We start from the raw sequence: 24,936 nt of genomic DNA, 5'->3' as shown, positions 1-24,936 counted from the left end.
CGCTGTCGGCATGACTACTGCTACCAGAGGTATACAGCAGCCGGTCATCGCCGGGGTGGTGACTGCGCTCGTCGGTTTCACCTCGTCCTTCGCCGTGGTGATCGCCGGGTTGCGGGCCGTCGGGGCGAGTGCCGAGCAGGCGGCGTCCGGGTTACTCGCGCTCACCGTGGTGTTCGGTCTCGGGATCATCGTGCTGTGCGTTCGTTCCCGGGCGCCGGTGACGCTGGCGTGGTCGACGCCGGGTGCCGCGATGCTGGCCGGTATGGGCGCCGGGTATCACGCGGGTTGGTCGGCGGCGGTCGGCGCGTTTCTGGTTGTCGGTGTGCTGATCGTGGTGACCGGTCTGGTGCCGGCGCTGGGGGAGTTGATCGGCCGGATACCGGTGCCGATCGCGCAGGCGATGCTCGCCGGGGTGTTGATGACACTGTGTCTGGCGCCCATGCATTCACTTGCCGCCGAGCCGTTGCTCACGGTTCCGGTGTTGATCGTGTGGCTCGCCGCGACGCGGTGGCTGACCCGTTGGGCGCTGCCGCTGGCGTTGGTGACGGCACTGGTCGTCATCGGCATCTATGTCGGTGTGCACGGGATCGATGACGGTGTGCCGCAGCATTGGTGGCCGACACTCACGTTCACGGCGCCGTCCTTCGATCTCGCCGCCGTCATCGGTATCGCGGTGCCCCTGTACATCGTGACGATGGCGTCGCAGAACATCCCGGGTGTCGCGGTGCTGTCCTCCTTCGGTTATGTCACGCCGTGGCGGGCGGCGATGACGGTGACGGGTGTGGGTACCGGTGTCGCGGCGCTGTTCGGTGGGCATGCGATCAATCTGGCGGCCCTGTCCGCGGCTCTCGCGGCCGGTGACGAGTCCGGTCCCGATCGGTCGCGCCGATGGGTGGCGGGTGTCAGCGCCGGCATCAGCTATCTCGTGTTGGCCGGGTTGTCCGGCGCGCTCGTCACCATCGCGGCCATTGCCCCCGGTGGACTCATCGAGGCTGTGGCCGGGCTTGCTCTGCTCGGCACGTTCGCGGCCGCGATCGTCGGCGCGTTCACGGCGGAGGCCACTCGTGTCCCGGCGGCCTTGACCTTCGTCGCCGCAGCGGGCGGCGTGACGTTCTTCGGTATCGGTGGTGCCTTCTGGGGTTTGGTGATCGGCCTGATCGCATATCGATTGCTGGTGTCGTCGAAGCACCGCCGGGCGACGGCGGCGTGACGCCGGATCATTGCTCCGCCAGCAGGTCAACGGATCGAAACATGAAGTCCGGGTGTGCTGTTCGTGGTTGAGTCAAGATCTGACGCAGCGCGAATTCGGCTCGGGACGTGGTAGGTGACTGAGGCGATGGCGACCGTCGTCGTGTCACGAGTTCGTCGACGAGGTGGATGTGGTTTGTTCGCGGTGTGTCGGGTGGCACTCCGTCGGTGGTGTTGCGGGTCCAGCCGTAGCGTCCGCGGTCGGGGCCGGTGCGGATCTTGATGGTCGACAGTTGTCCGGTTTTGGGTCCGACGAGTCGGTTGTGTGGTGGGCAGGCCGGTGCCATGGCGTTGGCGTCGGTGGTGCCGCCGTCGGTCCAGTCTTGTTCGGCGTGATGCATTTCGGTGTGGGAGAACGGCCGCGGACAACCCGGCACCGAACACCCGCCGTACTGCACGAAACCCATGAACCTCTGGGCCTGATTCGCCAACCGTTTGGCTCGCCCCAGATACAACGGTTCATTGGTGTGGTCGGCGAACACCGCCAAATACATCTGGGCGTCGGCCGCCAGCTTGATCACATCACCGATGGGCAGATCGGCGCCGGTGGTGGTGTGGCCCAGACCCGCCCGCTCCCGCAGTTCGGATTCGGTGATCTTGATGATCAGATGTGGTGGCAACCCCCGATGGGATTTGCCGAGAACACCACCATCGAGTGCGCAGCGCAGTAGGGCTTTGAATGCGTCGTGCTGGCGTTCGGCTGCACCGCGTGAATCCCGTTGTGCCGCTTCCTTCACTCGTTCGGGATCGGCTTCGTCGATATGTCCGACCGGCGACTGCTCGTCGTCGGGATTGTTCATGCCCGGCGCGGCCCACGCGGCCATCACCACATCGAGCATCGCCCGGGTTTCGGGGTCGAGATACCCATAGATTTTCGACATCTGCTGCGAGTCCGCGTCGAGCACCGACAACCGGCGCCGACGTTTCCGATCACGGTCGTCGGTCAACGATCCATCCGGATCCAAGTGCGCGAGAATCCGTGCACCGACCTGCCGGATGCTCTTGGGTGTCAACTCTCGTGCGTATTCAGCAAGTGTCGCCTCGGCAGCTTCCCGGTCCTCGACCGACACCGCCGCCGGTAGCTTTTTCATCACGTCCAGCACCGCGCCGACGTGATCGGGGTTGATGGCGCCTTCGGCCAAAGCGGCTGCGGTGTCGGGGCATTCGGGTTCTTTCACCTCGCCCTGCAGGGTGTAGGTGGGCATCAGTGCGCTCATCGCATCCATGCGACGGCGGACATCGGTGATGCGTAGCCGCGTAAACATGAAGTCCTGCATCGAACGACAGCCCGCTGACCGGTGTGCGTCACGATCGGCCACATCCATCACCCGCCGATGCCCCGCGAACGCCATCCGCCGATACAACCGTTCATGCGTTTCGGCGAGGGAGACGAGTTCGGCTTCCGAACACGACTGCGACGACGCGGCAACGATGCCATCGACCAACGATTCCAGTTGCGCGTACATGTCCGTCAGCGATAACGATGGTTCGACCGATGCGGTCATATGGTTCACCCCCCGATGCCATGACCTGCGAATAACCTAACGATATCGAACACACGTTCGATTATCAAGGGCGTTGGTTCGAGGAACAGTGGTCCGAGAATGGTGCGGGGCCGTGTGGTTGCTCGTTCGACGGCCGGGCTCAGTCCTCCAGTGCCGCAACCCTTTTCTTCTCGGCCTCGACGTCGAAGTCCGCGGGCGGCCAGTCCAGGTCGAGGCCCTCGAGGGCAGCGATGAGCAGTTCACAGACGGCGAGTCGGGTGAACCACTTCTTGTCCGCGGGCAGTAGATACCAGGGTGCGTGGTCGCTGTCGCAGCGGTCGAAGATGGCCTGGTATGCCTCGAGATATTCGTCCCAGTAGGCGCGTTCGTCGATGTCGGCCGGGTTGTATTTCCAATACTTGTCGGGACGTTCGAGACGTTCCTTCAGTCGGAGCGTCTGCTCGGCCTTGGAGACGACCATGGCGCACTTGATGATCGTCGTCCCGGAGTCGACGAGTTCGCGCTCGAACTGGTTGATGACCTCGTACCGCTTCTCCCACTCGGACTTCGGGACGAGGTTGTGCACCCGCACCGGCAGGACGTCCTCGTAGTGCGAACGGTCGAAGATGCCGATCCGTCCGCCCGCGGGGAGTTCCTTGCGGATGCGCCACAGGAAGTCGTGTTCGAGTTCCTCGGGGGTCGGCTTGCCGAAGCCCCGGATCTGCAATCCCTGCGGATCCATCAGGCCGCCGACATGGCGGACCACGCCGCCCTTGCCCGCGGTGTCCATCCCCTGCAGGACCAGCAGCACCGAACGGTGGTCTCCCGCACGGCCGTTGGCGTAGAGGATCTCCTGCAGGTCGGCGAGATCGGCGCCCCGCGACTGCAGCAACGTCTCGCCGGTCTCCTTGTCACCGGAGAAGCCGGGCGTGCTGTCGGGATCGAAATCGGTGATCGGCCCGACCTCGGTGACCCGGAGTGCTTCGGCGGGCGGGGTCGTCCAGCCCGCGCTCTTGGTGTGTTTGCCCACGGGGATGTCCTCTCGTCAGGTGGCCGGTGGGAAGATCGGGCCGCCGCCGAACGCGCCGCGATGCGAGTCCGGTACGGTGCCGTCGTTGTTCGCAAGTCCGTGTCGCGCACCGTATTCCGCGGTGACGACGGTGTGCCCGGAGAGTGTGGGCAGATCGGGGTCGTCGGCGAGGGCGGCGATCACCCGGCCCACGAATTCCGGATCCTCGGCCTTCTGCAGGGAGAAGCCGGCGAACTCGTCGACGCCCAGCGACAACAGGAGTTCGGTGCGAATCAGGCCGAGCCACAAGGAGATCGTGCTCACTCCGGTGCCGGCCAGTTCGTGGCCCATGTCGAAGGACATCTTGTCCAGGGCCGCCTTGCTCATGCCGTACAGCACCGAATGCAAGTGGCCGCGGGAACCGAAGGAGGAGATCGACGCGATCAGCCCGCGTCCGCGCGGCACCATGCTGCGGGCGGCGTGGACCGACGCCACATAGTGTGCGCGCAGGCCGACCTCGATGAGGGTGTCCCAGTCGTCGACGGGACGCTCCCAGAACCGGTCGGAGAATCCGCCGAACCCGCGGGGTGCCGCCCAGGCGTTGTTCACCAGGAGATCGAGCCCGTCGGTCTCGGATTCGATCCGCTCGAAGACCCCCGCAACGGCCTCGTCGTCGGTGTGATCGCAGGCTACCGCGACGGTGCCCTTCGGACCCTCGCCCTTCCGGGAGGTCACGTACACCGTCCAGCCGGCGTCGGCGAGTGCGCGGGCCACGCCCTTGCCGACGCCGCGACTGCCACCGGTCACCAGCGCGGTCCGGCTCATCGTGGGTCCTCCGGGTCGGTCAGCGGTGGTGGCAGCGGCGGCGGATTCGCCATGAACAACTCGGGTGATCCGTTCGCCGCGGCGATCCCGACGATCGCGCTCCACGTCATCATCGTGAGGTAATCGATGAGATCCGTCACGGGAATCGGCCGATCCGCCATCCACCGGTCGACGGATCGCTGGATGCCACCGACGAGCGTGTAGGACCACACCTCCGCGCCCGAACTGTCCGCATCACGTTCGGCCATGCGGTAGACGAGGGTCGCGGTCAGCAGTTGCGCGACGAGTGTCTCGGAATCGGCGGTGGCCTTCGACGACGCGGGTGAACTCGCCAATGCGAACTTGTACAGATTCGGTTCGTCGGCAACGGCATTCACATAGACGCCGATCACGGTCCGGGTCAGGGTGTACTCGTCGGCGGTGTCGGTGATGGCCTCGGTCAGCCGCGGCAGCAGGGTGTTCTCGAAGAAGCGGGTGGCGGTGGCGACGCACAGATCGTTCTTGTCGGTGAAGTACCGGTAGAGCACGGTCTTGGACACGCCGATATGCGCGGCGATCTCGTCCATGCCGACATCGGCGCCGAGTTCGCGGACGGCGTCCATCGTGCCCTGGGTGAGCTCGGCGCGGCGGGCGACCTTGTGTTTTTCCCAGCGCCGGCGGCGGCCGTCGGGTTTGGCGTTGCTGTCGGAGACCGAGTTGAGCACCTGCTCGATCCCACGCGTCACGTTGGCGGCCGCCGATACCGCCGCACGTGCTGCGGCACTCGGGCTCGGTCGATTCGCCATCACCGGACCAGCCTAATGAGTGACAGGCCACATTCAGTGCCCGAGCCCCACGGGCGAGTCCGTCCCGTGCCGCCGTGGTGTGGTCACCGGACCGGTCGACCGGTAAAACTGGTGCAATGGCACCAACAGTCATTTCGGACGCCCCCAACGGAGCGGGGCAGCCCGCCGTGGAACCCCCGCGGCCCTCTCTCGGCTTCGCCGCCGATGGTGCCGGCGATGCGAAGCGCCGCCGCGATCTGCGCAAGATGAAGATCGTCGCCACCGGATTCCTGATCTTCGCCGCGATCGTCTACCTGTTCACGCGCTACCTCGAACATCGCGACGGCGAGGACGTCGCCGCCTGGGTGGGGTACGTGCGGGCCGCCTCGGAGGCGGGGATGGTGGGTGCGCTCGCGGACTGGTTCGCGGTCACCGCGCTGTTCAAACATCCTCTCGGACTACCGATTCCGCACACCGCCCTGATTCGGAAGAAGAAGGACGACATCGGTGATCAGCTCGGCGGGTTCATCGAGGAGAACTTCATGACCCCCGAGGTCATCGAATATCGCGCGACGAGTCTCGAACTGCCCCGGCGGCTGTCGTCGTGGCTGGCCGACCCGGTGAACGCGCCGCGTGTCTCCGACGAGGCCGCCCGCATGATCCAGCTCGCCGCGGAGATGCTGCGCGACGAGGACATCGAGAAACTCATCCAGTACGCCATCAAGTGGGCGGGCGAACCGGAGTGGGCGCAGCCGCTCGGCCGAGTCCTCGAGCAGCTCGTCGCCGAGGACCGGCTCGATCCGGTGTTCCAGCTGGCCTGTGATCGTGCCCACGAGTGGGCGCTGGGCAGCCAGGACATCATCGACCGTGTCGTCGACCAGGACGTCGGGCCGTCGTGGAAACCGAAGTTCGTCAACAACCTGCTGGGCGACAAGATCTATCGCGAACTCGTCGACTTCACCTACAAGGTCAAGACCGACCCCGATCATCAGTTGCGGCGCAACATGCATCAGTTCGTCGAGAAGTTCGCCGACGACCTGCAGCACGACCCGGTGATGATCGCGAAGTTCGAGGAGATCAAACAGGAACTCATCGGCAGCGACGAGGTGTCCGATGCGGCGTCGACCGCGTGGACGACCGGCAAGGCGGTCATCGAGCAGATGCTCACCGACCCCAACAGCACGCTGCGGAACTCGTTGTCGGAGGCGGCCATCAAGCTCGCCGTGCGCATCCGCGACGACCGGCCGCTGCAGGAGAAGATGAACGGATGGGTGGCCCGCGCCGCGCGCCACATCGCGATCAACTACTCGCAGGAGATCATCTCGGTCATCACCGAGACGGTGCGCGGCTGGGATGCCGACGAGACCAGCCGCAAGATCGAACTCCAGGTCGGCCGCGATCTGCAGTTCATCCGCATCAACGGCACGGTCGTCGGCGCGCTCGCCGGTCTGGTGATCTATACGGTGTCGGTGCTGATCTTCGGCTGACCCGGATTCGGCAACGCTGCGGTTAGCGGCCTGCTTGCACTTGCTAGCACTCGTGCGGATACTGGGTGTTGACCGAATGGAGAGTCATGAGCCAGCAGGCGAGTCCAGAACCCGATCCGGAACCGAGTGGTCCGGTCGAGGCGGTGGCCAACGCGGCCCAGGACATCGGTTCCTTCATCCGGTCCCAGCGGGTCGGGGCGCAGGTGTCGCTGCGCCAATTGGCCGAGCGCGCCGGTGTGAGCAATCCGTATCTGAGCCAGATCGAGCGCGGATTGCGGAAACCGTCCGCCGACGTCCTCGCGCAGATCGCCAAGGGCCTGCGACTCTCGGCCGAGGTGCTGTACGTTCGCGCGGGCATCCTGGAGGAACGTCCGGCGAGTCCGGTGCGTGATGCGCTGCTCGCCGACGACTCGATCAGCGAGCGGCAGAAGCAGATGCTGATGGAGATCTACGACTCCTTTCGCAAGGAGAACGCCGAGGCCAAGGAGTGAGAATGCCCGAGAATCCCTTCCCCGCCAATCCGTTGTCGACAGTGGTCGCGCAGGTGACCGCGCTCGTCGTCGAACTGCGCGAGCGCACCGACGCGGCCGGGGAGCAGGCTCAGGCCCGGCTCGCCGAACTGCCCGCCGAGATCGCCGAGATGGTCAACCGGTTCAGCCCCGATGAGCTCCGCAAGGTGGCCGAGGCCTATCTGGCCGTCGCGACCAGCATGCTGAACGCATTGTCCGATCGTGGTGAGGAGGTCGTCGAGAGGCTCCGCGCGCAGCCGATCGTCGGCCTGACCGAGGATGCGCTGGGCACCATCTCGATGCAGACCCGCGCGGTCGGCGAGCGTGCCGTCGCGATCGCCGGACTCACCTCGGACAAGCCGGACGAGGTCGTTCTCCCGCCCGCGAAGAAGACACCGGCGAAGAAGGCGCCTGCACAGAAGGCGCCTGCACAGAAGGCGGCAGCGAAGAAGGCCGCTCCTGTGAAGAAGAGCGCGGCGAAGAAGAGCGCAGCGAAGAAGGCGCCCGCCACGAAGGCACCCGCCGCCAAGAAAGCAGCGGCGAAGAAGGCAGCCCCCACGAAGGCAGCGGCGAAGAAGGCGCCCGCCAAGAAAACAACGGCAACCGCGGCGACGAAGACCCCCGCGAAGAAGGCCGCTGCACAGAAGGCGTCCGCGAAAAAGGCGGCCCCCAAGAAGGCAGCACCGAAGAAGGCCTGAGCCGTCTCGTCCGCCCGACGACCGAACCACTGGAGTGAACAACACCATGAACTTCTTCAACGGCATGGCCTATGCGCAGAGCATGATCCTGCTGATCATCACACTGGTCGCCGGTGTGGCCTCGGCGGTCGCGCTGATCCACGCCGCGATGCAGCGCAAGGACGCGTTCCCCGCCGTGGACCGCCAGAGCAAGGTCATCTGGGTGTCGATCCTCGCCGCCTCGACCCTGGTCATCTGGGTCTTCGGTGCCGTCAGCCTGCTCGGCCTGATCGGTGTCGTCGCGATGCTCGTCTACATCGTGGACGTCCGTAAGCGTGTCGACGAGATCCAGGGACGGTCCTGGTTCAAGAAGGTCTGACGGCCGGGGTCCGGCGTGTAGATCGTGCGACTGAATAGACTGACGTGGTGGCGGAGTATCGGATCAATGACCTGGCCGAGGCATCGGGGGTCAGCGTGCGCAACATCCGGGTCTATCAGGATCGCGGGTTGTTGCCGTCACCGACGATCCGGGGACGCACTGGCTGGTACTCCGAGAAGCACCTCGTCCGGCTCAACCTGATCTCCCGCATGCTGGAGCGCGGCTACACCTTCGCCACCATCAGCGAGCTGCTGCAGGCCGCTCATCACGGCATGCGCGTCGAGCAGGTCCTCCGCGGTGCGCCGCGCGGCGGTCGTTTCCGCAACTTCAAGCGGGCCGCGACCATCACGATGACCGAGCTGCGCAAGACGCTCAACGCCTCCGATCGCTCCATCGCGCTCAGCCAGAAACTCGGGCTGCTCGCGAAGGACGGCGCCCACTACGCGATCCGCAACCCGGAACTCCTCGAGGGGGCCGAGGCGCTGGTGAAGAACGGCATCGACATCGATGTGCTGCTCGACCGCTGGGTGCGGGTGCAGGGCGACCTCGAGGATGTCGCGAAGAGCTTCGTCTCGATCATCACCGACACCTACTTCGACGAGAACCTCCCGGATCTCGGCGAGGAAGGGGTCAGCCGGATCGCCGAACTGATCGCGACCGTCCGGCCCATGGCGCACGAGATCGTCGAGTCGACGTTCCGGAAGGCGCTCGACCGGGAGATCTCGCAGGCCATCGGGGAGGCCAGCACCTACTTCGAGGCGGCACCCGACGGTGACGCCGACCAGCCGTCCGTGCCCGACCGCGTGGACTGACCGAACACCAACCAACCGCATATCGTCCCGCCGACCGCACCGTCGGCGGAAACACTCCAGGGGGATCGATGAACAAGCGCAGAGCTCTGCTCACCGCCGCGGGCGCCGTCGTGGGCGCCGGCGCCGGAGCGGCGGCCATCGGCTTCGGCACCATCGTCGGACGCATGGCATATGACGCCTTCCGCGCCGAGCGTGCTGTCGACGACGGGCCCGACGATCTGCTGGCCACACCCGCCAAGGCGCCGACGCGCCAGGAGGTCGTCACCGACGACGGCACCCGGCTCAATGTGGAGGCCTACGGTCCGGCGATCGAGGACACCGACGGCGACATCCTCGTCCTCGTGCACGGCTGGACGTGCAACACGACCTTCTGGAACCCGCAGATCAATCACTTCGCGGGCGACCGTCCGGTCGTCGCCTACGACCAGCGCGGCCACGGCCGCAGCGAACTCGGCCGGATGCGTCCGACCGTCGCGATGCTCGGTCGCGATCTCAACGCGGTGCTCACCGCGATGATCCCGGCGGGCCGCCGCGCCGTGCTCGTCGGCCACAGCATGGGCGGCATGACGATCATGTCGTGGGCCGCGCAGTACCCCGAGCGCGTGTCACAGGTCGTCTCGCAGGTGGTGCTGACCTCGACCGCAGCGCAGGCCGTGGTGCAGAACCACGGGCTGGTCCCGGCGAATCTGCCGCGCTACACCAAGCCGTTCGAACAGTCGCTCAGCCGGATGATCATGGGCACGCCGCTGCCGATGCGGCACTCCGCGGCCGGTTCGGTGCTGGCCCACCACTTCACGCTCGGGCCGCACGCCCGCAAGGCGCACGTGGATTTCGTCGACGGCATGATCATCAGCTGCGCGCCGCGCGCTCGTGCGGGCTGGGGTTCGGCCATGGGCAAACTCGATGTGCTCGCCGGCCTCGAAGCGCTCGACGTGCCGACCTCGGTCGTGGTGGGCAGCGACGACCGGCTCACGCCGCCGAAGCACTCCACGCGGATGGCCGAGGTCCTGGAGGGCACCGGGCAGCTGCGCGAATTCGTGACCTACCCGGGCATGGGACACATGGTCACCATCGAGGCGGACACCGAATACAACGCCCTGCTCGAGAAGCTGCTCGACTAGAGCGAGCAGTTCACCAGCACGGGTTCGGGGTGGAGTTCCACCCCGAACGCCTGATGCACGCCGTCCCGGACGTCGCGGGCCAGCCCGAGTAGTTCGTCGGTGCTGGCGTCGCCCCGATTCGTCAGTGCCAGAGTGTGTTTCGTGGACAACCGGACCGGAGACCCCGGTCCGGGATAGCCACGGGCGAATCCCGCGCGTTCGATCAGCCAGCCCGCGGACAGCTTCGTGCCGGGCGCACCGGCCACCGGGTACGTGGGCACGGTGATGTCGGCGCCCACCCGGTTGCGGATGCGGGACAGGATCGCGGGGGCGTCGTCGTCGGCGATGACGGGATTGGTGAAAAACGAACCGGCACTCCAGGTGTCGTGATCGTCGGGGTCGAGGACCATGCCCTTGCCACGGCGCAGTGACAGGACCTGCGCGCGTACCGCGTTCGCGTCGGCGCGATCACCGGGCGACACCCCCAGGGCGGAGGCGAGTTCGCCATAGCGCAGTGGCCGGCTACGCAGATCGGGGTTGAGTACGAACGAGACCGCGATTACCACCTCGTCGTCGCGATGTTTGAGCCTGCTGGTGCGGTACCCGAGTTCGAGGTCGTCGGGGGACACCCAGCGCAGGGCGCCCGTCCGGCGGTCGAGGAGCCGCACCCCGCGCAGTACGTCGGCGACCTCGACGCCGTAGGCGCCGACATTCTGGATCGGGGTGGCGCCGGCCGAGCCCGGGATCCCCGAAAGGCATTCCAGGCCACCGAATCCCGCGTCGAGGGTCGCGGCGACGAGGTCGTCCCAGCCCACGCCCGCGTCCGCGGTGACGGTCGGCAGGCCGGTGTCGTCGTCGTGGCCGAAACCGACTCCGGAACTCTCGATCACCACCGCGGTGCCGTCGAATCCCTCGTCGGCGATCACCAGATTCGATCCGCCCGCGATGAGCAGCGTCGGCTCGCCCGCGCGGTCCAGATCGGCGAGAGTGGAGACTAGGCCGGTGGTGTCCGGACACCGCACGATCGCATGTGCCGGACCGCCGAGCCGGAGCGTGGTCAAGCGCGAGAGCAGCGGTGCGGTGGTCACCGGGCCAACGGTAGTCGGCAGCCGGTAACCTCATGCGCATGGCCAGCAAGATGGAACACACAGTGTCCTATCCGTTCTCGGTACAGCGACTGTGGGAGGTGCTCTCGACCGAGCAGTACTGGCACGATCTGCTGCAGGCGATCAACTCCAGCCACGGCAAACTCCGGTCCTTCGAGGCGAGTGGCACCACCGTCACCGTCGACCTCGAACAGGGGGTGCCCGCCGAGAAGCTGCCGTCCATCGTGACCAAGGTGCGTCCCGGCGATCTCGAGATCCCGCGGCGCAGCACCTTCACCCTCGACGGGGACCGGATCACCGGTGTCATCACGGCGACGGTGAGCGGCGCCCCCGCGAAGGTCGACGGGACCCTCGACGCATCCGGCGACCCGGCATCGGCCACCTACACCGCGAAGGCCGACGTCAGCATCCCGTTCGTCGGCGGCAAGATCGAACAGGCCATCCTCGACCAGCTCGTCGAACTGCTCGACGCCGAGCACGACGAGACCGTGACCTGGGAAGCCGCCCACCGCTGAGGCGTTGGAGCCCGGTCGCGGCACGCCGTGACTTGGGTGCGCCCTTCGTCCTCACGTAGGGTGATTCGTCATGGCACGACGGCTCAGCTATTCGGCGCGCTTCACCGAACCGGTGGAGAAGCTCTATCAGGCACAGCGCTCCCGGCAGTACTGGGACGACATGATGGCGGGATTCCAGATGATCTCGCCGCACTGCGAGGTCGCCGAATTCGAATCGAATGACGAGAAGGGCATGCGGGTCGTCCTCAAGCAGACGATCGGCCGCGACCAGCTCCCGCCACTCGCCCAGACGGTCCTGATGAAGGACATGATCATCACGCGGGTCGAGTCCTTCGGACCGTTCGACCCCAGCAACACCACGGGCGACTACACCGCGTCCATCCCCGCGGGACCGGGCAGCCTGCACGGCAAGCAGGAACTGTTTCCCACCGAGACCGGCTGCACCATCCGCAAGACCACCGAGGTGAAGGTCTTCATCCCGTTCGTCGCGGGCAAACTCGAGCAGCTCATGCTGGTCAATCTCGTCGACCTGTTCCGCGCCGAGGCCGCCTACGCAGACGACTGGGTCAAGAAGAACATGTGACCCGGCGCGATCCCGGCAGCGCAGGCGGATCGATCCCCCGGGGTCGGATCACCCGCGGCACCACCAACCTCAACCGGCTGCGTCGTGTCGATCGGTGGATGACCGCCCATTCCGGGATACGCGCGGCACTGGGCTCGGTCGCCGAACCACTGGTCGTCGACCTCGGGTACGGCGCGCGCCCCGACACCACCCTGGAGATGGCCTCCCGGCTGCGCACCGTCGCACCGGAGGTCGCCGTGACCGGTCTGGAAATCGATCCCGATCGGATCGTCCCGGATCGCGACGGTGTGCACTTCGCCCTCGGCGGTTTCGAACTCGCGGGACTGCGACCGCACCTGGTGCGTGCGTTCAATGTGTTGCGTCAGTACGACGAGACCGAGGTCCACGACGCCTGGGCGCGCATGCGGTCGGCACTCGCACCCGGCGGTCTGATCGTCGAGGGCACCTGCGACGAGATAGGTCGTCGATGCTGCTGGGTCCTCCTCGACGCCGACGGTCCGCGCACCCTGACACTGTGCTGGGCCCCCACACACGCCGAACGGCCGTCGGACCTCGCCGAGCGGCTGCCCAAGGCGCTCATCCACCGGAACGTGCCGGGTGAACGCGTCCACGATCTGCTGACGCTGGCCGATCGCTGCTGGGACGTCGCCGCGGGCCACGCGACCTTCGGTCCGCGCGTGCGCTGGCGGCAAACCCTCGCCCTGCTGCGGGAGGCGGGGGTGCCGTGCGACGTGCCGCGCGGCCGGAGCGTCGACAATCTGCTGACCGTGCCGTGGTCGGTGGTGGCACCGGGCTGACCGCGTCCGTCCGGCGGTACCCGATGACTACGCTGGTGCCATGCGAAATGCCCCGCTCCGGCTCGCCATGGCGCAGATCAACTCGGGTACCGATCCGGCCGCGAACGCCGCACTCGTCGACGCCACGGTCGCCGACGCGGCGGCCGAGGGTGCCGAACTGGTGGTGTTCCCGGAGGCCATGATGTGCCGCTTCGGCGTGCCCCTGGGGCCGATCGCCGAACCGCTCGACGGCCCCTGGGCCGACAAGGTGACCGACACCGCGGTCCGGCACGGGGTCACCGTGATCGCGGGCATGTTCACTCCGGATGCCGACCGCGTGCGCAACACACTGCTCATCGCGCTGCCGGACGGGACGCGTCGCTCCTACGACAAGATCCATCTCTACGACGCCTTCGGGTTCACCGAGTCGTCGACCGTGTCACCGGGCGGCGAGCCCGTCGTCGTCGACGTCGGCGGGCTGACCGTCGGCGTGGCCACCTGCTACGACATCCGGTTCCCGGCCCTGTTCACCGAGCTCGCCCGGCGCGGCGCGGAACTGATCGTGGTACCCGCATCCTGGGGGGCGGGTCCGGGCAAGGTGCGGCAGTGGGAGGTCCTCGCGGCCGCCCGCGCACTCGACGCGACCGCGTACGTCGCGGCCGTCGGACAGGCTCGTCCCGGCGATCCGGAGCTGCTCACGGCGAAGGCCCCGACCGGCGTAGGGCACAGTCAACTCACAGATCCCTTCGGTACCGTGGTCGCCGCATATGACGCCGACGCCCACGTCGCCGTCCACGAGATCGACCCGGACACCGTGGTCGACGCTCGCACGGCCCTGGCCGTGCTCGACAACCAACGGCCCATCCCGCAGGCCCCGCGCGACCGGGCCGCGACGCCGAACTGAGGACCGCCATGACCGACCGCGACAACCCCGGCGAACAGACGCCGGGTCCCGACGATCACGCGGAGACCAGCCGTATCGAGTCGTCGCCGACCGATCCCGGCCCGCGCGCCTATTCGCAGGCCGGTCCCGGCCCCGATGCCGGGCGACCGCCGACCAAGCAGTTCGAGGACCCGGGGGCCACGACCGGGCTGCCGCCCGCCGGTGGCCCGATGCCCGACGACTTCACCCCGATCCCGCCGCAGCGTGACGTCGTCTCCACCTCCCCGTCCCGGCGCGGGCGGGGCCGGATGCTCGCCGGCATCGCGCTGGCCTCCGTCCTCGTGCTGGTGATCGCCGCGGTGGGCAGCGAGCTGTACTTCCGCAACAAGACCAAGGACTGCATGCAGGATGCGTTCACCAGCCTGACCGGTGCGCCCGCGACGGTGTCACTCAGCAGCAAGCCGATGCTGCTGCAGCGCATCAGCGGTGAGGTGCCCTACGTCCAGGTCGACACCGACGACTCGGGCAGCGAGAACATCCGCCTGCACGCCCGCGCGGACGGCATCACCGATCTCGGTGACAACCCCACCGTCCGTCAGCTCGTCGGTTCCGGTTCCGCGCCGTTCCAGCGGGTCGTCGCGATGAGCAAGGACGCGATGGCCAACGGATCGCAGGAGCAGACGGACCCGTCGAACCAGGGCGAGGGCGGATTCCTCTCCGGTCTCGCGCAGGGCGCCACGATCGAGTCCGTCACCGGCGACGCCGGTGCGGGGACAATCAAGGTCGACACCACCGTGCAGGTCGCGATCCTGCCGGTGCCGGTGACGACCACGATCAAACCGGTTCTCGACAACGGCAAGGTGCGTTTCGAGGTCGTCGAGGCCCGGGCCTTCGTCCTCGGACTGCCCAAGGACTACGCGCAGACGGTCGTCGACGACGTGAGCACGACCATGTTCGGGAACCTGCTCGACGAGGTGACCGTTACCGATTTGAAGGTCACCGACAGCGGCGTCGACTTCGCGTTCACCGGAACCGATGTCACCGTGGGCAATCAGTTGGGCAACAGCTCACAGTGCTCGGGTCTCTAAGTTCCGGACTCTGAGTCCCGGTCTCTGACCGAACCGGCCGGAATCCACACATGGAGGCACGGCCGATCGGGTCGGTACGCTCGGTGATGTCCGATTCGTCTGTTCGGAGGACAGCATGGAAACCCTGCTCCTGATCGCTCTCGTCGTGGTGGTCGTCGTCGGCATCGTCGTGGTGTCGCAGCGACGGACCGGTGCGTCCACCGCCCGCTCACTCGACGACGCTAAGGCCGATGCCCGGCAGGCGATCGAGCGCCTCGGCGGCCAGGTCTTCATGCTCGTCGGCGACGATGCCGCGTCGAAGCAGGCCCTCGCCGATGCGGGCGAGCGGTACAACGCCGCGGGTTCGCAGATCGAGCAGGCCACCTCACCCGCGCAGGCCCGTCTCGCCAAGCAGACGGCCCTCGAAGGCCTGTACTACGTGCGAGCCGCACGGGCCGCGATGAATCTCGATCCGGGCCCGCCCATTCCGGAGCTCGACGGACAGAAGAGTGCGGGCGCCGTCACCGAGGACCGGACCGTGGACTTCGAGGGCCGGCAGGTCGAGGCATCGCCGAATCCCTCGCAGCGCACCCCGAACTACTACCCGGGCGGCCGCGTCGCCGGACGACCCGTCCCGGCGGGCTGGTACTCGGAACCGTGGTGGAAGCCCGCGCTCGTGGGCGGCGCCTGGGGTCTCGGTTCGGCCCTGCTGTTCACGTCGCTGTTCTCCGGCATGCACGGTGTGGGCTATGACGCCAACGCCTTCGAGAGCGGTGCGGGCGACGGTTCCGACATGGGCGCCATCGACGGTGGCGGCGATGGCGGTGACTTCGGGGGCGACGGCGGCGGCGACCTCGGTGGCGGTGACTTCGGTGGCGATGGCGGCGGCGACTGGGGCGGCGGAGACTTCGGTGGTAGCGATTTCGGGGGCGGCGATTTCGGCGGGTTCGACTTCTGAGTCGACCCGCGATGCCACGCGCTAGTTGAACACGCCCTAGTTGAAGATGACCGTCTTGCGTCCGTGGACCAGGACCCGATCCTCCAGATGCCAGCGAAGACCACGTGAGAGCACCAGGGTCTCGATGTCGCGTCCCTGACGGACCATGTCCCCGACGGTGTCGCCGTGATCGATGCGGATCACGTCCTGCTCGATGATCGGTCCGGCATCCAGATCGGCGGTCACGTAATGGCAGGTCGCCCCGATCAGTTTCACCCCGCGCGCGAAGGCCTGATGGTAGGGACGCGCACCGACGAAGCTCGGCAGGAAGCTGTGGTGGATATTCAGCGCCCGCCCCGCCCACGCCTCGCACAGGCGCGGCGGCAGGATCTGCATGAACCGGGCCAGCACGATCGCATCGGGCGCATAACCGTCGACGATCCGGGCGATCTCGTCGAAGGCCTCGTCCTTGGCCTGCTCGCGGTCGGCCGCATCACCGGTGCCCGCCGCCGGAAACGGCACATGGTGGAACGGCACACCGAAGCGTTCGGACAGCTCCTGCAGATCGCGATGGTTGCCGATCACCGCGGACACCGTCGCGGGCAGCTCCCCGCGATGCGCCCGTCCCAGCAGATCGACGAGGCAGTGGCTCTCCTTGCTCACCAGCAGGACCGCGGACTTCGGGCGCCCGGTATCGGTGAGCTGCCACTCGGTCTCCGGACCCAGTTCGGCCGCGACCTCGGCGGCGAACCGGGCATGGAGTTCGTCGAATCCCATGGCCACCGAATCCGCGCGCACGGTCTGGCGGGTGAAGAACCAGCCGGTCTCGTCGTCGGAGTGATACGCGGCCTCGACGATCCAGCCGCCGACCTCCGCGAGGAAACCCGAGATCCGGGCCACGATGCCCATGCGGTCGGGGCAGCCGAGAGTCAGGACATAACGCCGGTCGGACTGCTCGCTCGCCGCGGGAGGCGGTGTCGTCTGTGATGCCACGGACTTCAGTGTGCCAAGCTCGTGCATGTGAGCATCACGCACCTGACCCGTCGCGACGTGGCGGCCATCATCGACCACACCCTGCTCAAGCCCGAGGCCACCCGCGCCGACGCCGAGGCGACCATCGCCGAGGCGGCCGATCTCGGCGTCTACGCGGTGTGTCTGTCACCGTCGATGCTGCCCATCGACACCGGTGCGCAGAAGACGTGTGTCGTGGCCGGATTCCCGTCCGGTAAGCATCATTCGCTGGTGAAGGCCTCCGAGGCGCGGCTCGCCGTGGACAGCGGCGCCGACGAGGTGGACATGGTCATCGACATCGGGGCCGCCGTCGACGGCCGGTTCGACGAGGTCTTCGCCGACGTCCTGGTGGTGCGCGAGGCCGTCGGCCCCGAGACCGTGCTGAAGGTGATCATCGAATCCGCGGCGCTGCTCGACCTCGCCGGCCCGGACACCGTCACCGAGGTGTCCACCCGCGCAGCCCAGGCCGGGGCGTCGATCGTGAAGACCTCCACCGGTTTTCATCCCGCCGGCGGTGCGAGCGTCGAAGCGGTCCGGCTCATGCGTGCCGCCGTCCCCGCGAACATCGGCATCAAGGCCTCCGGTGGCATCCGCACCGCCGAGTTCGCCGCCGAACTCATCGACGCCGGTGCCACCCGCCTAGGATTGTCGGCGTCACGCGCTGTGCTCGACGGCTTCCCCGACAGCTGAGGCGCCCGCCCGGCGCGCATCCTCGGCCACCAGGTCGGCGTTGATGGCCGCGCCGGCCATCACACCCGCGCCCATCGACACCGACACCATCGCCGACAGATCTGCGGCATTGCCCGCCGCCCACACGCCGGGGAGGTCGGTCTGTCCGCGCTCGCCGGTGGCGATGAAGGCACCGAAGGGATGGTCGGTCGGCGTGCCACCGAGTTGTGTGTAGAGGTCGGCGCGGGAGGTGAACCGCGGCGCCACCACCAGGGCGTCGACGGCGAGCTCCGATCCGTCGGCGAGGGTGGCGACCGGTGCGCCGTCGCGATCGTCCACGCGCGTCACCGGTCCGTCGACGATCCGCACGTTCAGTGCGGCAAGCTGCGCCGCCTCGTCCGCCGACGGCGCGGGCATGTCGTGCGCGATGATCGTCACGTCGTCGCTGAGCTGACGGAACATCAGCGCCTGATGGATCGACATCGGACCGGTGGCGAGTACGCCGACGCGTTGCCCGCGCACTTCGTAGCCGTGACAGTACGGGCAGTGCAGCACGGTCGATCCCCACAGCGCGTCGATTCCGGGGATGTCCGGCAGTTCGTCGACGAGTCCCGACGCCAGCAGCAGCCGGCGCGCCATCACCGTTGTGCGGATGGCACTTTCGGTGCCGGTCGCCTCGACGACGAAGTGCCCGTCGGCATCGCGCCGCACATCCGTGACCGTCGCGGCCCGGATGTCGGCGCCGTAACCGCTCGCCTCGGACCTGCCGCGGGCGAGCAATTCGGGCGGGGCGATGCCCTCGTTGCCGAGAAGGTTATGGGCACCGGCCGCGGGCGCGTTGCGCGGGGATCCGGCGTCGAAGACCACCACGGAACGCAGTGATCTGGCGAGAGTTGTTGCGGCACTGAGTCCTGCGGCGCCGCCGCCGACGATGGCGACGTCGAATATCTCGGGAGTGATCGGTGAATCGGGTGTGGATTGCATGATGTTCGATCCTTCGGTGTCGTCGGCGGCGGTCGGTCTCGGGATGGTCGGTATTCGGGCCGGGCGGGTTGTCAGTCGCGGCGTGCGAGCCAGGCGGTCCGTCGTGCGCGCACGGACAGATCCGTTCTGTGCAGCACACGTGCCGGGTCGTCGGAGAGCAGGCGGTCGAGGTGCGCGCGGTCGGCTGCCGTGAGCGCCTCGCCGAGTCCGGAACGCATGCGGCCCAACAGCAGTCGGGCGTAGTGGGCGGTTCCGGCGGGCGGATCGTGGAGGTCGACGTCGATCGGCCACGATGTGACGTCGGTGAACCCGGCCGCGGTGAGGTGATCCGTCCAGTCCGGGTAGTGGTTCCAGCCCCGCGCCACCGCGGCCGCCAGCACGCGGTCCTCGAGGGCACCGTCCACGGTGCCGACGGGCAGGAACGCGGGCAGCCGATCGATCTCGACGACCGCGAGCGCGCCGCCCGGGATCAGCGCCGACCGGATGGACCGGAGGAGGGTGTCCGGATCGGCCACGTGATGGAGCGACGACGATGCCCAGGCGAGGTCGATGCCGTGCAGTTCGTCGGGCAGCGGATCGTCGAGGTCGGCGACCATCGTGCGGATGCGGCCGTCCAGGCCCGCGTTGGTTGCCGCCTCGGTGATCCGGTCGAGCATGCCCGGGTCGGAGTCCACCGCGATGACCTCGGCATCACCGAACCGTCGGGCGAGCGCGATGGTCCCGGCGCCGGTGCCTGCGCCCAGGTCGGCGATCCGGGACGGCGCCGCCGCGATCGCGGCGAGCCGGTCCGGTACGTCGGTGAGGTAGCGGCCGTTGATCCGTGCGTCGAGGTCGAGCACCTCGGCCACGCCGGAGTCGTGCTCTCCGTGGTGATGGACGTGCTGGGGGTGTTCGTGCGGCATGTTCTCGACGGTAGCGGTGGCGTGCGTGATGCGCATACTCTCTTGCGTATGGAGCAAGAACTGGATGCGGTGGTCCGGCAACGAATCCGCGGCATGCGCCTGGCGCGTGGCTGGACGCTCGACGCGCTCGCGGCGCGCTGTTACCTGAGTCCCTCCACGTTGAGCCGGATCGAGACGGGGCATCGCCGGGTGGCGCTCGACCAGTTGGTTCCCATCGCCCGCGCACTCGGCACCACCCTGGATCAGCTGGTGGAACCGGCGAATGACGAGGACGTCGTGATCCGGCCGGAGCCGCACGCCGATGCCGGACTCACCATGTGGAAGCTGTCACGGACCGGTACGCCGGGTGGCGTGACCGTCGCGAAGATGCGTGTGACCTCCGAACACGTCGTCGATCCGGCGAACCTGCGGGTGCATCCGGGCCGCGAATGGTTCACGGTCATCGCCGGAACGGTGCGGCTCTACCTGGGCGAACGGATCATCGAGGTGCCGACCGGTCAGGCCGCCGAATTCTCGACGATGATCCCGCACGGAATCGCGGCGGTCGGCGATGCCGCGGAGATGGTGTCGATCTTCGATCACGAGGGCGAGCGGGCGCATCTGCCCGGATGAGGGTTCGGCCGCGGATGTGGAGTCTGAAGGTGCGTAGTCTGAAACGGTCATGTCCAACAATCCGTATCTGACTCGTCGTTCGCTCCTGGCCGCCGCAGGTGTCGGGGCCGTCGGTGTCGCAGTCGCCGCCTGCAGCACCGATTCGGACTCGGGATCGTCGAAGCCCAAGGGCCCTGACGCCCGGGTCACCTTCACCCCGGATCCGCAGGCTCCCGACGCCCCGAATCCCACGGCCGAATTCTCGGTGCATGCCGAGAACGGCGTACTCAACCCGGATGTCGCGTTGGTCAACGCGAAGGGCACGGTCGTCAAGGGACAGATGTCCGACGACCGCACGACGTTCACCGTGTCCGAACCGCTGGGCTACGGCACCGAGTACACGTGGCGTGGCAGCGCGGTCGGCGCCGACCGGAAGCCCGTCCCGGTGAACGCCACGTTCACCACGCTGGCGCCGCAGTCGACGCTGAGCGCCGTCGTGAATGTCGGTGACGGGCAGGAAGTGGGCATCGCCGCACCGATCATCCTGAAGTTCGACGGCACGGTCGAGGACAAGGCGGCCGTCGAGAAGGCGCTCACCGTCACGACGAAGCCGGAGACCGAGGGCAGCTGGGCCTGGCTGGGCGAGGACAACGGTTCGCGCGTGCACTGGCGGCCGAAGGAGTACTTCGCACCCGGCACCACCGTGCACATGGACGCCAAGCTCTACGGCCTCGACATGGGGGCGGGTGCCTACGGCGGCGCCGACATGACCGTGGATTTCCGGATCGGTCGCTCGCAGATCGTCAAGGCGGAGAACGCGTCTCACCAGATCGTCGTGGTCCGCGACGGCGGCGTGCTGATGACGCTGCCCTGCAGTTATGGCGGCGGCGACCTGGACCGCAACGTGACGCGGTCGGGTATCCACGTGGTGACCGAGAAATATGAGGACTTCTACATGAGCAATCCGGCGGCCGGATATTTCAACATCCGGGAACGCTGGGCGGTCCGCATCTCCAATAACGGCGAGTTCATTCACGCGAACCCGGAAACCCTTGGGGTGCAGGGGGCGTCGAATGTCACCAACGGTTGCATCAACCTGTCGCTGGAGAATGCGCAGCGGTATTACGAGTCCGCGATCTATGGCGACCCGGTGGAGGTGACCGGCACGCGCATCGCCATGTCGGAGGCCGACGGCGACATCTTCGACTGGGCCATCGACTGGGACACGTGGAAGGGGATGTCGGCGCTCAACGGTGAGGTGACCGAGAAGAATGCTCCGGCCACGCCGTCGGATGCGCCGCTGCCCCAGTCGAATGCACCCCAGTCGGATGCACCCCGGTCGGGTGCGCCGCGGCCGACTGGTTAACCCGTCCGGATGTTGCGGCGGGCCGAGGCCTGATCGCGCGGCTTGAGCACGATCTGATCCAGGTTGACGTGCGGCGGTCGGCTCGCGACGAAGCCGATGACCTCGGCGACGTCGTCGGCGGTCAGCGGTGTCACGCCCTGGTAGACGGCGTCGGCGCGTTCCTGATCTCCGTCGAAACGGACGAGGGAGAAGTCGGTTTCGACCATTCCGGGTGCGATCTCGGTGAGCCGCACAGGTTTTCCGATCAGTTCGAGACGAAGTGTGCGGTGCAGGACGGCCTGGGCGTGTTTCGCCGACGTGTAGCCGGCGCCGTTGTCGTAGGGTTCGATGGCCGCGATCGACGTGATGGTGACGATCAGGCCGTCGCCGGATGAAATCAGCGCGGGTAAAAGTGCCTTGGTGAGGCGGAGGGTCCCGATCACGTTGGTTTCCCACATCCACCGCCAGTCGTCCTCGTCGGCGGTGGCGACGGGGTCGAGTCCCTTGGCGCCGCCCGCGTTGTTCACGAGGACGTGGACCTGTTCGAGACCGTCGACGAAGGCCGCGACGGATGCCTTGTCGGTGACGTCGAGTTGCCGTCCCTCACCGCCGATTTCGTCGGCAAGTGCGCTGATCCGGTCCATGCGGCGCGCACCGATGATCACGTGATAGCCCTGCGCGGCTAGTTGCCGGGCGGTGGCCGCCCCGATCCCGGAGCTGGCCCCGGTGACGACGGCGACCTTCTTCTCGCCGGCGTCGGGAGTGGTGGTGGATGCGCTGTGTAAGGGAGTAGTGCCGTCGTCCATACGGACACCATAGTCTCGCGATAGATTCGAGACATGTCGCTGTCCGGAGTGGTGCCCGCCGCCTTGCAGGTCGGATCCACCCCGGCCGCCGCGGTGCTGCACGCGGTGCGTGTGGGTGCCCCGATCGTCCGCGATCAGGTCGTCGCCGCGACGGGGTTGTCGCCTGCGACGGTCAATCGGCAGGTGAATCAGCTTGTGGGGCTGGAGTTGCTGGTCGAGCGCCCGGATCTGGTGGATCCGGGCGGGATCGGCCGCCCGAAGCATCCGCTGACCCTGGATCGCGACAAACTGTGCGTGGCCGGGATGCACATCGGTGCGCGGCGCACGTTGCTGTCGATCGCGGATCTGGGTGGGCGTGCGCTCTACAGTCACGCGGTGCTCACGCCACGGGACGGCGCCGAGGTCGCCGATCTGTGTCACCAATTGCGTGATCTCGCAGCCCGTTTCAGTGGCCGGCGGCTGTTGTGGGCGGGTGTGGCGTCGGGCGGGATCGTCGACGCGACGACCGGCTGCATCGATCATCCGGTGCTGGGCTGGCAGCGCATTCCGGTGGGGCTGATGCTCGCCGACGATCTGGGTGTCCCGGTCTCGGTGTGTGAACATGTGCAGGCGATGGCGGCCGCGGAATTGTTGTTCGCCCAGTTGCGTGATCTCGACGGAACCGCCCTGTTCTTCTATGCCCGGGAGACGGTGGGTATGGCGATGTCGATCGACGGCAAGGTGCATATGCCGCATCGGGGGGCGGGAAGTATCGCGCATCTGCCGGTGGAGGCGCCGCATCTCGCTCCGGGCGGTCCGACGACCCTGCAGGAGGTGATCGGAAGTTCGGCCACCGATGCCGCCGCCGATCGTCTGGGTCTTCCGGTGGATGATGCGGCGATCCTGACCGAACGCGCGGACGTGCTCGGCGTCGCCGTCGCGATGATGCGTGATGTGATCAACCCGGACACCATCGTGGTGGCGGGGGATGCGTTTGCCGCCCATCCTCGCGGCTTGGCGCCGGTGCAGGCCGCTTTCGATGCGGCGACCACGAACCGGTCGCCGCTCGAGCTCAGTCCGTCGCGATTCGGGGTGCGGGTCCAGGAGGGTGCGGCGATCGTGGTCGCACTCAGTTCTATTTACGCCGATCCGGTCGCGGCGGTCCGCTAGGAAGCCGGCCGTTCTCATCATCCGGTGCTGCCGATCTCGATCCGCTGGATGTCCCAGCCGGCGGCGAGGATGCGTTGTCGCCGTTGCTCATCCAGGCCGATGACGGTCGATGGGTCGGGTGGTCGTTTTCGCCGCTCGACGAGTTCGTCGACGAGGTGGATGTGGTTGGTCTGCGGTTTGTCGGGTAGAACTCCCTTATTGGTGTTGCATCTCCAGCCGTAGCGTCCGCGGTCGGGTCCGGTGCGGATCTTGATGGTCGACAGTTGTCCCGATTTGTGGCCGACGAGTCGGTTGTGTGGCGGGCACGCCGGAGCCATTGCGTTGGCGTCGGTGGTGCCGCCGTCGGTCCAATCCTGTTCGGCGTGATGCATTTCGGTGTGGGAGAACGGTCGCGGACACCCCGGCACCGAACACCCGCCGTACTGGACGAAACTCATGAACCTCTGGGCCTGATTCGCCAACCGTTTGGCTCGCCCCAGATACAACGGTTCATTGGTGTGATCGGCGAACACCGCCAAATACATCTGGGCGTCGGCCGCCAGCTTGATCACATCACCGATGGGCAGATCGGCGCCGGTGGTGGTGTGGCCCAGACCCGCCCGCTCCCGCAGTTCGGATTCGGTGATCTTGATGATCAGATGTGGTGGTAGTCCCCGATGGCTCTTGCCGAGGACACCACCATCCAACGCGCAGCGCAGTAGGGCTTTGAACGCGTCGTGCTGGCGTTCGGCCTCGCTGCGTGAATCCCGTTGTGCCGCTTCCTTCACCTGCTCCGGATCAGCCTCGTCGACATGCCCCACCAGCGACTGCTCGTCGTCGGGATTGTTCATGCCCAGCGCGGCCCACGCGGCCATCACCACATCGAGCATCGCTCGGGTTTCAGGGTCGAGATAGCCATAGATTTTCGACATCTGCTGCGAGTCCGCGTCGAGCACCGACAACCTGCGCCGACGTTTCCGATCCCGCTCATCACTCAAAGAGCCGTCCGGATCCAAGTGCGCGAGAATCCGCGCACCGACCTGCCGAATACCTTTCGGCGTCAACTCTCGTGCATATTCGGCAAGCGTCGACTCCGCAGCTTGCCGGTCCTCGACCGACACCGCCGCCGGCAACTTTTTCATCACATCCAGCACCGCACCGACATGATCGGGATTGATCGCGCCCTCGGCCAAAGCGGTTGCAGTGTCGGGGCATTCGGGTTCTTTCAGCTCCCCCTGCAAGGTGTAGGTGGGCATCAACGCCCCCATCGCATCCATACGACGGCGAAAATCAGTGATGCGTAGGCGCGTAACCATGAAGTCCTGCACCGAACGACAGC

At 67.2% G+C, this 24,936-nt stretch carries 27 protein-coding genes; 17 read left to right on the top strand and 10 right to left on the bottom strand.

What is annotated here, in order from left to right:
* Positions 1-10: 10 nt before the first annotated feature.
* Positions 11-1,210 (top strand): benzoate/H(+) symporter BenE family transporter, encoded by a 1,200-nt coding sequence (locus AC4JJG_RS18190; RefSeq protein WP_495398785.1) that lies wholly within the window; start codon positions 11-13, stop codon positions 1,208-1,210.
* Between the two features lie 7 nt (positions 1,211-1,217).
* On the opposite strand, the gene AC4JJG_RS18185 is transcribed toward AC4JJG_RS18190, so the two are convergent.
* The 4 genes from AC4JJG_RS18185 to AC4JJG_RS18170 form a co-directional block, all read right to left on the bottom strand.
* Positions 1,218-2,753 (bottom strand): HNH endonuclease signature motif containing protein, encoded by a 1,536-nt coding sequence (locus tag AC4JJG_RS18185; protein ID WP_495398786.1) that lies wholly within the window; start codon positions 2,751-2,753, stop codon positions 1,218-1,220.
* Positions 2,754-2,892: 139 nt separating this feature from the next.
* A complete protein-coding gene (locus AC4JJG_RS18180) occupies positions 2,893-3,762 on the bottom strand; it encodes a polyphosphate kinase 2 family protein (protein ID WP_495398787.1) in 870 nt (289 codons plus the stop codon).
* 15 nt (positions 3,763-3,777) lie between these two features.
* Entirely contained in the window at positions 3,778-4,566 is a 789-nt protein-coding gene (locus tag AC4JJG_RS18175) for an SDR family NAD(P)-dependent oxidoreductase (protein ID WP_495398788.1), read from the bottom strand.
* A complete protein-coding gene (locus AC4JJG_RS18170) occupies positions 4,563-5,351 on the bottom strand; it encodes a TetR/AcrR family transcriptional regulator (protein WP_495398789.1) in 789 nt (262 codons plus the stop codon). The genes AC4JJG_RS18175 and AC4JJG_RS18170 overlap by 4 nt, the downstream gene beginning before the upstream one ends.
* Before the next feature lie 116 nt (positions 5,352-5,467).
* Between AC4JJG_RS18170 and AC4JJG_RS18165 the strand changes: the two genes are divergently transcribed.
* From AC4JJG_RS18165 to AC4JJG_RS18140, 6 genes are all read left to right on the top strand, one after another.
* The gene (locus AC4JJG_RS18165) at positions 5,468-6,817 is read left to right on the top strand and encodes a DUF445 domain-containing protein (RefSeq protein WP_495398790.1); all 1,350 of its coding nucleotides are present in this window, start codon (positions 5,468-5,470) and stop codon (positions 6,815-6,817) included.
* An 86-nt stretch (positions 6,818-6,903) separates the two neighbouring features.
* Positions 6,904-7,308, top strand: a complete 405-nt coding sequence (locus tag AC4JJG_RS18160; protein WP_495398791.1) for a helix-turn-helix domain-containing protein — start codon at positions 6,904-6,906, stop codon at positions 7,306-7,308.
* Positions 7,309-7,310: 2 nt separating this feature from the next.
* Positions 7,311-8,024 carry a heparin-binding hemagglutinin gene (locus tag AC4JJG_RS18155; RefSeq protein ID WP_495398792.1) on the top strand — a complete coding sequence of 238 codons (714 nt, stop codon included), beginning with the start codon at positions 7,311-7,313 and terminating at the stop codon, positions 8,022-8,024.
* Between the two features lie 46 nt (positions 8,025-8,070).
* Positions 8,071-8,382: a DUF2516 family protein gene (locus AC4JJG_RS18150; RefSeq protein ID WP_495399598.1), complete on the top strand. Its 312-nt coding sequence runs from the start codon at positions 8,071-8,073 to the stop codon at positions 8,380-8,382.
* Between the two features lie 47 nt (positions 8,383-8,429).
* Positions 8,430-9,194 (top strand): MerR family transcriptional regulator, encoded by a 765-nt coding sequence (locus AC4JJG_RS18145; protein WP_495398793.1) that lies wholly within the window; start codon positions 8,430-8,432, stop codon positions 9,192-9,194.
* Positions 9,195-9,262: 68 nt separating this feature from the next.
* Entirely contained in the window at positions 9,263-10,315 is a 1,053-nt protein-coding gene (locus AC4JJG_RS18140; protein ID WP_495398794.1) for an alpha/beta fold hydrolase, read from the top strand.
* Here the strand turns inward: AC4JJG_RS18140 and AC4JJG_RS18135 are convergent.
* Positions 10,312-11,382 carry a UDP-N-acetylmuramate dehydrogenase gene (locus AC4JJG_RS18135; RefSeq protein WP_495398795.1) on the bottom strand — a complete coding sequence of 357 codons (1,071 nt, stop codon included), beginning with the start codon at positions 11,380-11,382 and terminating at the stop codon, positions 10,312-10,314. The genes AC4JJG_RS18140 and AC4JJG_RS18135 overlap by 4 nt on opposite strands.
* Before the next feature lie 38 nt (positions 11,383-11,420).
* On the opposite strand from AC4JJG_RS18135, the gene AC4JJG_RS18130 reads away from it, so the two are divergent.
* The 6 genes from AC4JJG_RS18130 (at position 11,421) to AC4JJG_RS18105 (ending at position 16,182) form a co-directional block, all read left to right on the top strand.
* Positions 11,421-11,915: a DUF2505 domain-containing protein gene (locus tag AC4JJG_RS18130; RefSeq protein ID WP_495398796.1), complete on the top strand. Its 495-nt coding sequence runs from the start codon at positions 11,421-11,423 to the stop codon at positions 11,913-11,915.
* Between the two features lie 70 nt (positions 11,916-11,985).
* The gene (locus AC4JJG_RS18125) at positions 11,986-12,498 is read left to right on the top strand and encodes a DUF2505 domain-containing protein (protein WP_495398797.1); all 513 of its coding nucleotides are present in this window, start codon (positions 11,986-11,988) and stop codon (positions 12,496-12,498) included.
* A 47-nt stretch (positions 12,499-12,545) separates the two neighbouring features.
* Positions 12,546-13,295 carry a class I SAM-dependent methyltransferase gene (locus tag AC4JJG_RS18120; protein WP_495399599.1) on the top strand — a complete coding sequence of 250 codons (750 nt, stop codon included), beginning with the start codon at positions 12,546-12,548 and terminating at the stop codon, positions 13,293-13,295.
* Between the two features lie 40 nt (positions 13,296-13,335).
* Positions 13,336-14,178: a carbon-nitrogen hydrolase family protein gene (locus AC4JJG_RS18115; protein WP_495398798.1), complete on the top strand. Its 843-nt coding sequence runs from the start codon at positions 13,336-13,338 to the stop codon at positions 14,176-14,178.
* 8 nt (positions 14,179-14,186) lie between these two features.
* Positions 14,187-15,245, top strand: a complete 1,059-nt coding sequence (locus tag AC4JJG_RS18110; RefSeq protein WP_495398799.1) for an LmeA family phospholipid-binding protein — start codon at positions 14,187-14,189, stop codon at positions 15,243-15,245.
* Between the two features lie 115 nt (positions 15,246-15,360).
* Positions 15,361-16,182: a DUF1542 domain-containing protein gene (locus tag AC4JJG_RS18105; protein WP_495398800.1), complete on the top strand. Its 822-nt coding sequence runs from the start codon at positions 15,361-15,363 to the stop codon at positions 16,180-16,182.
* Positions 16,183-16,218: 36 nt separating this feature from the next.
* Here the strand turns inward: AC4JJG_RS18105 and purU are convergent, their stop codons facing one another.
* Positions 16,219-17,181 (bottom strand): formyltetrahydrofolate deformylase, encoded by a 963-nt coding sequence (gene purU / locus AC4JJG_RS18100; protein WP_495398801.1) that lies wholly within the window; start codon positions 17,179-17,181, stop codon positions 16,219-16,221.
* On the opposite strand from purU, the gene deoC reads away from it, so the two are divergent.
* Complete coding sequence (gene deoC / locus AC4JJG_RS18095; protein WP_495398802.1) at positions 17,182-17,862, top strand: deoxyribose-phosphate aldolase; 681 nt, start codon at positions 17,182-17,184, stop codon at positions 17,860-17,862.
* On the opposite strand, the gene AC4JJG_RS18090 is transcribed toward deoC, so the two are convergent.
* Together AC4JJG_RS18090 and AC4JJG_RS18085 are read right to left on the bottom strand one after the other, a co-directional pair.
* A complete protein-coding gene (locus AC4JJG_RS18090; protein ID WP_495398803.1) occupies positions 17,827-18,825 on the bottom strand; it encodes an NAD(P)/FAD-dependent oxidoreductase in 999 nt (332 codons plus the stop codon). The genes deoC and AC4JJG_RS18090 overlap by 36 nt on opposite strands.
* A 71-nt stretch (positions 18,826-18,896) precedes the next feature.
* Positions 18,897-19,727: a class I SAM-dependent methyltransferase gene (locus tag AC4JJG_RS18085; protein WP_495398804.1), complete on the bottom strand. Its 831-nt coding sequence runs from the start codon at positions 19,725-19,727 to the stop codon at positions 18,897-18,899.
* A gap of 48 nt (positions 19,728-19,775) precedes the next feature.
* On the opposite strand from AC4JJG_RS18085, the gene AC4JJG_RS18080 reads away from it, so the two are divergent.
* The gene (locus AC4JJG_RS18080; RefSeq protein WP_495398805.1) at positions 19,776-20,339 is read left to right on the top strand and encodes a helix-turn-helix domain-containing protein; all 564 of its coding nucleotides are present in this window, start codon (positions 19,776-19,778) and stop codon (positions 20,337-20,339) included.
* A gap of 49 nt (positions 20,340-20,388) precedes the next feature.
* Positions 20,389-21,684, top strand: coding sequence for a L,D-transpeptidase (locus AC4JJG_RS18075; protein ID WP_495398806.1), 1,296 nt, complete (start codon positions 20,389-20,391; stop codon positions 21,682-21,684).
* Here AC4JJG_RS18075 and AC4JJG_RS18070 read toward each other — a convergent pair.
* Positions 21,681-22,469: an SDR family NAD(P)-dependent oxidoreductase gene (locus AC4JJG_RS18070; RefSeq protein ID WP_495398807.1), complete on the bottom strand. Its 789-nt coding sequence runs from the start codon at positions 22,467-22,469 to the stop codon at positions 21,681-21,683. The genes AC4JJG_RS18075 and AC4JJG_RS18070 overlap by 4 nt on opposite strands.
* Positions 22,470-22,502: 33 nt before the next feature.
* Here AC4JJG_RS18070 and AC4JJG_RS18065 point away from each other — a divergent pair, with 33 nt between their 5' ends.
* Positions 22,503-23,618 (top strand): ROK family transcriptional regulator, encoded by a 1,116-nt coding sequence (locus AC4JJG_RS18065; RefSeq protein ID WP_495398808.1) that lies wholly within the window; start codon positions 22,503-22,505, stop codon positions 23,616-23,618.
* Between the two features lie 17 nt (positions 23,619-23,635).
* Here AC4JJG_RS18065 and AC4JJG_RS18060 read toward each other — a convergent pair.
* On the bottom strand, positions 23,636-24,936 hold a 1,301-nt coding region (locus AC4JJG_RS18060; RefSeq protein ID WP_495405797.1), incomplete at its 5' end, for an HNH endonuclease signature motif containing protein.

The organism is Gordonia sp. B8661-1 (assembly GCF_059427765.1).
Note: the sequence above shows the minus strand (reverse complement) of the source record. Positions and strands in the feature narration are given on the sequence as shown.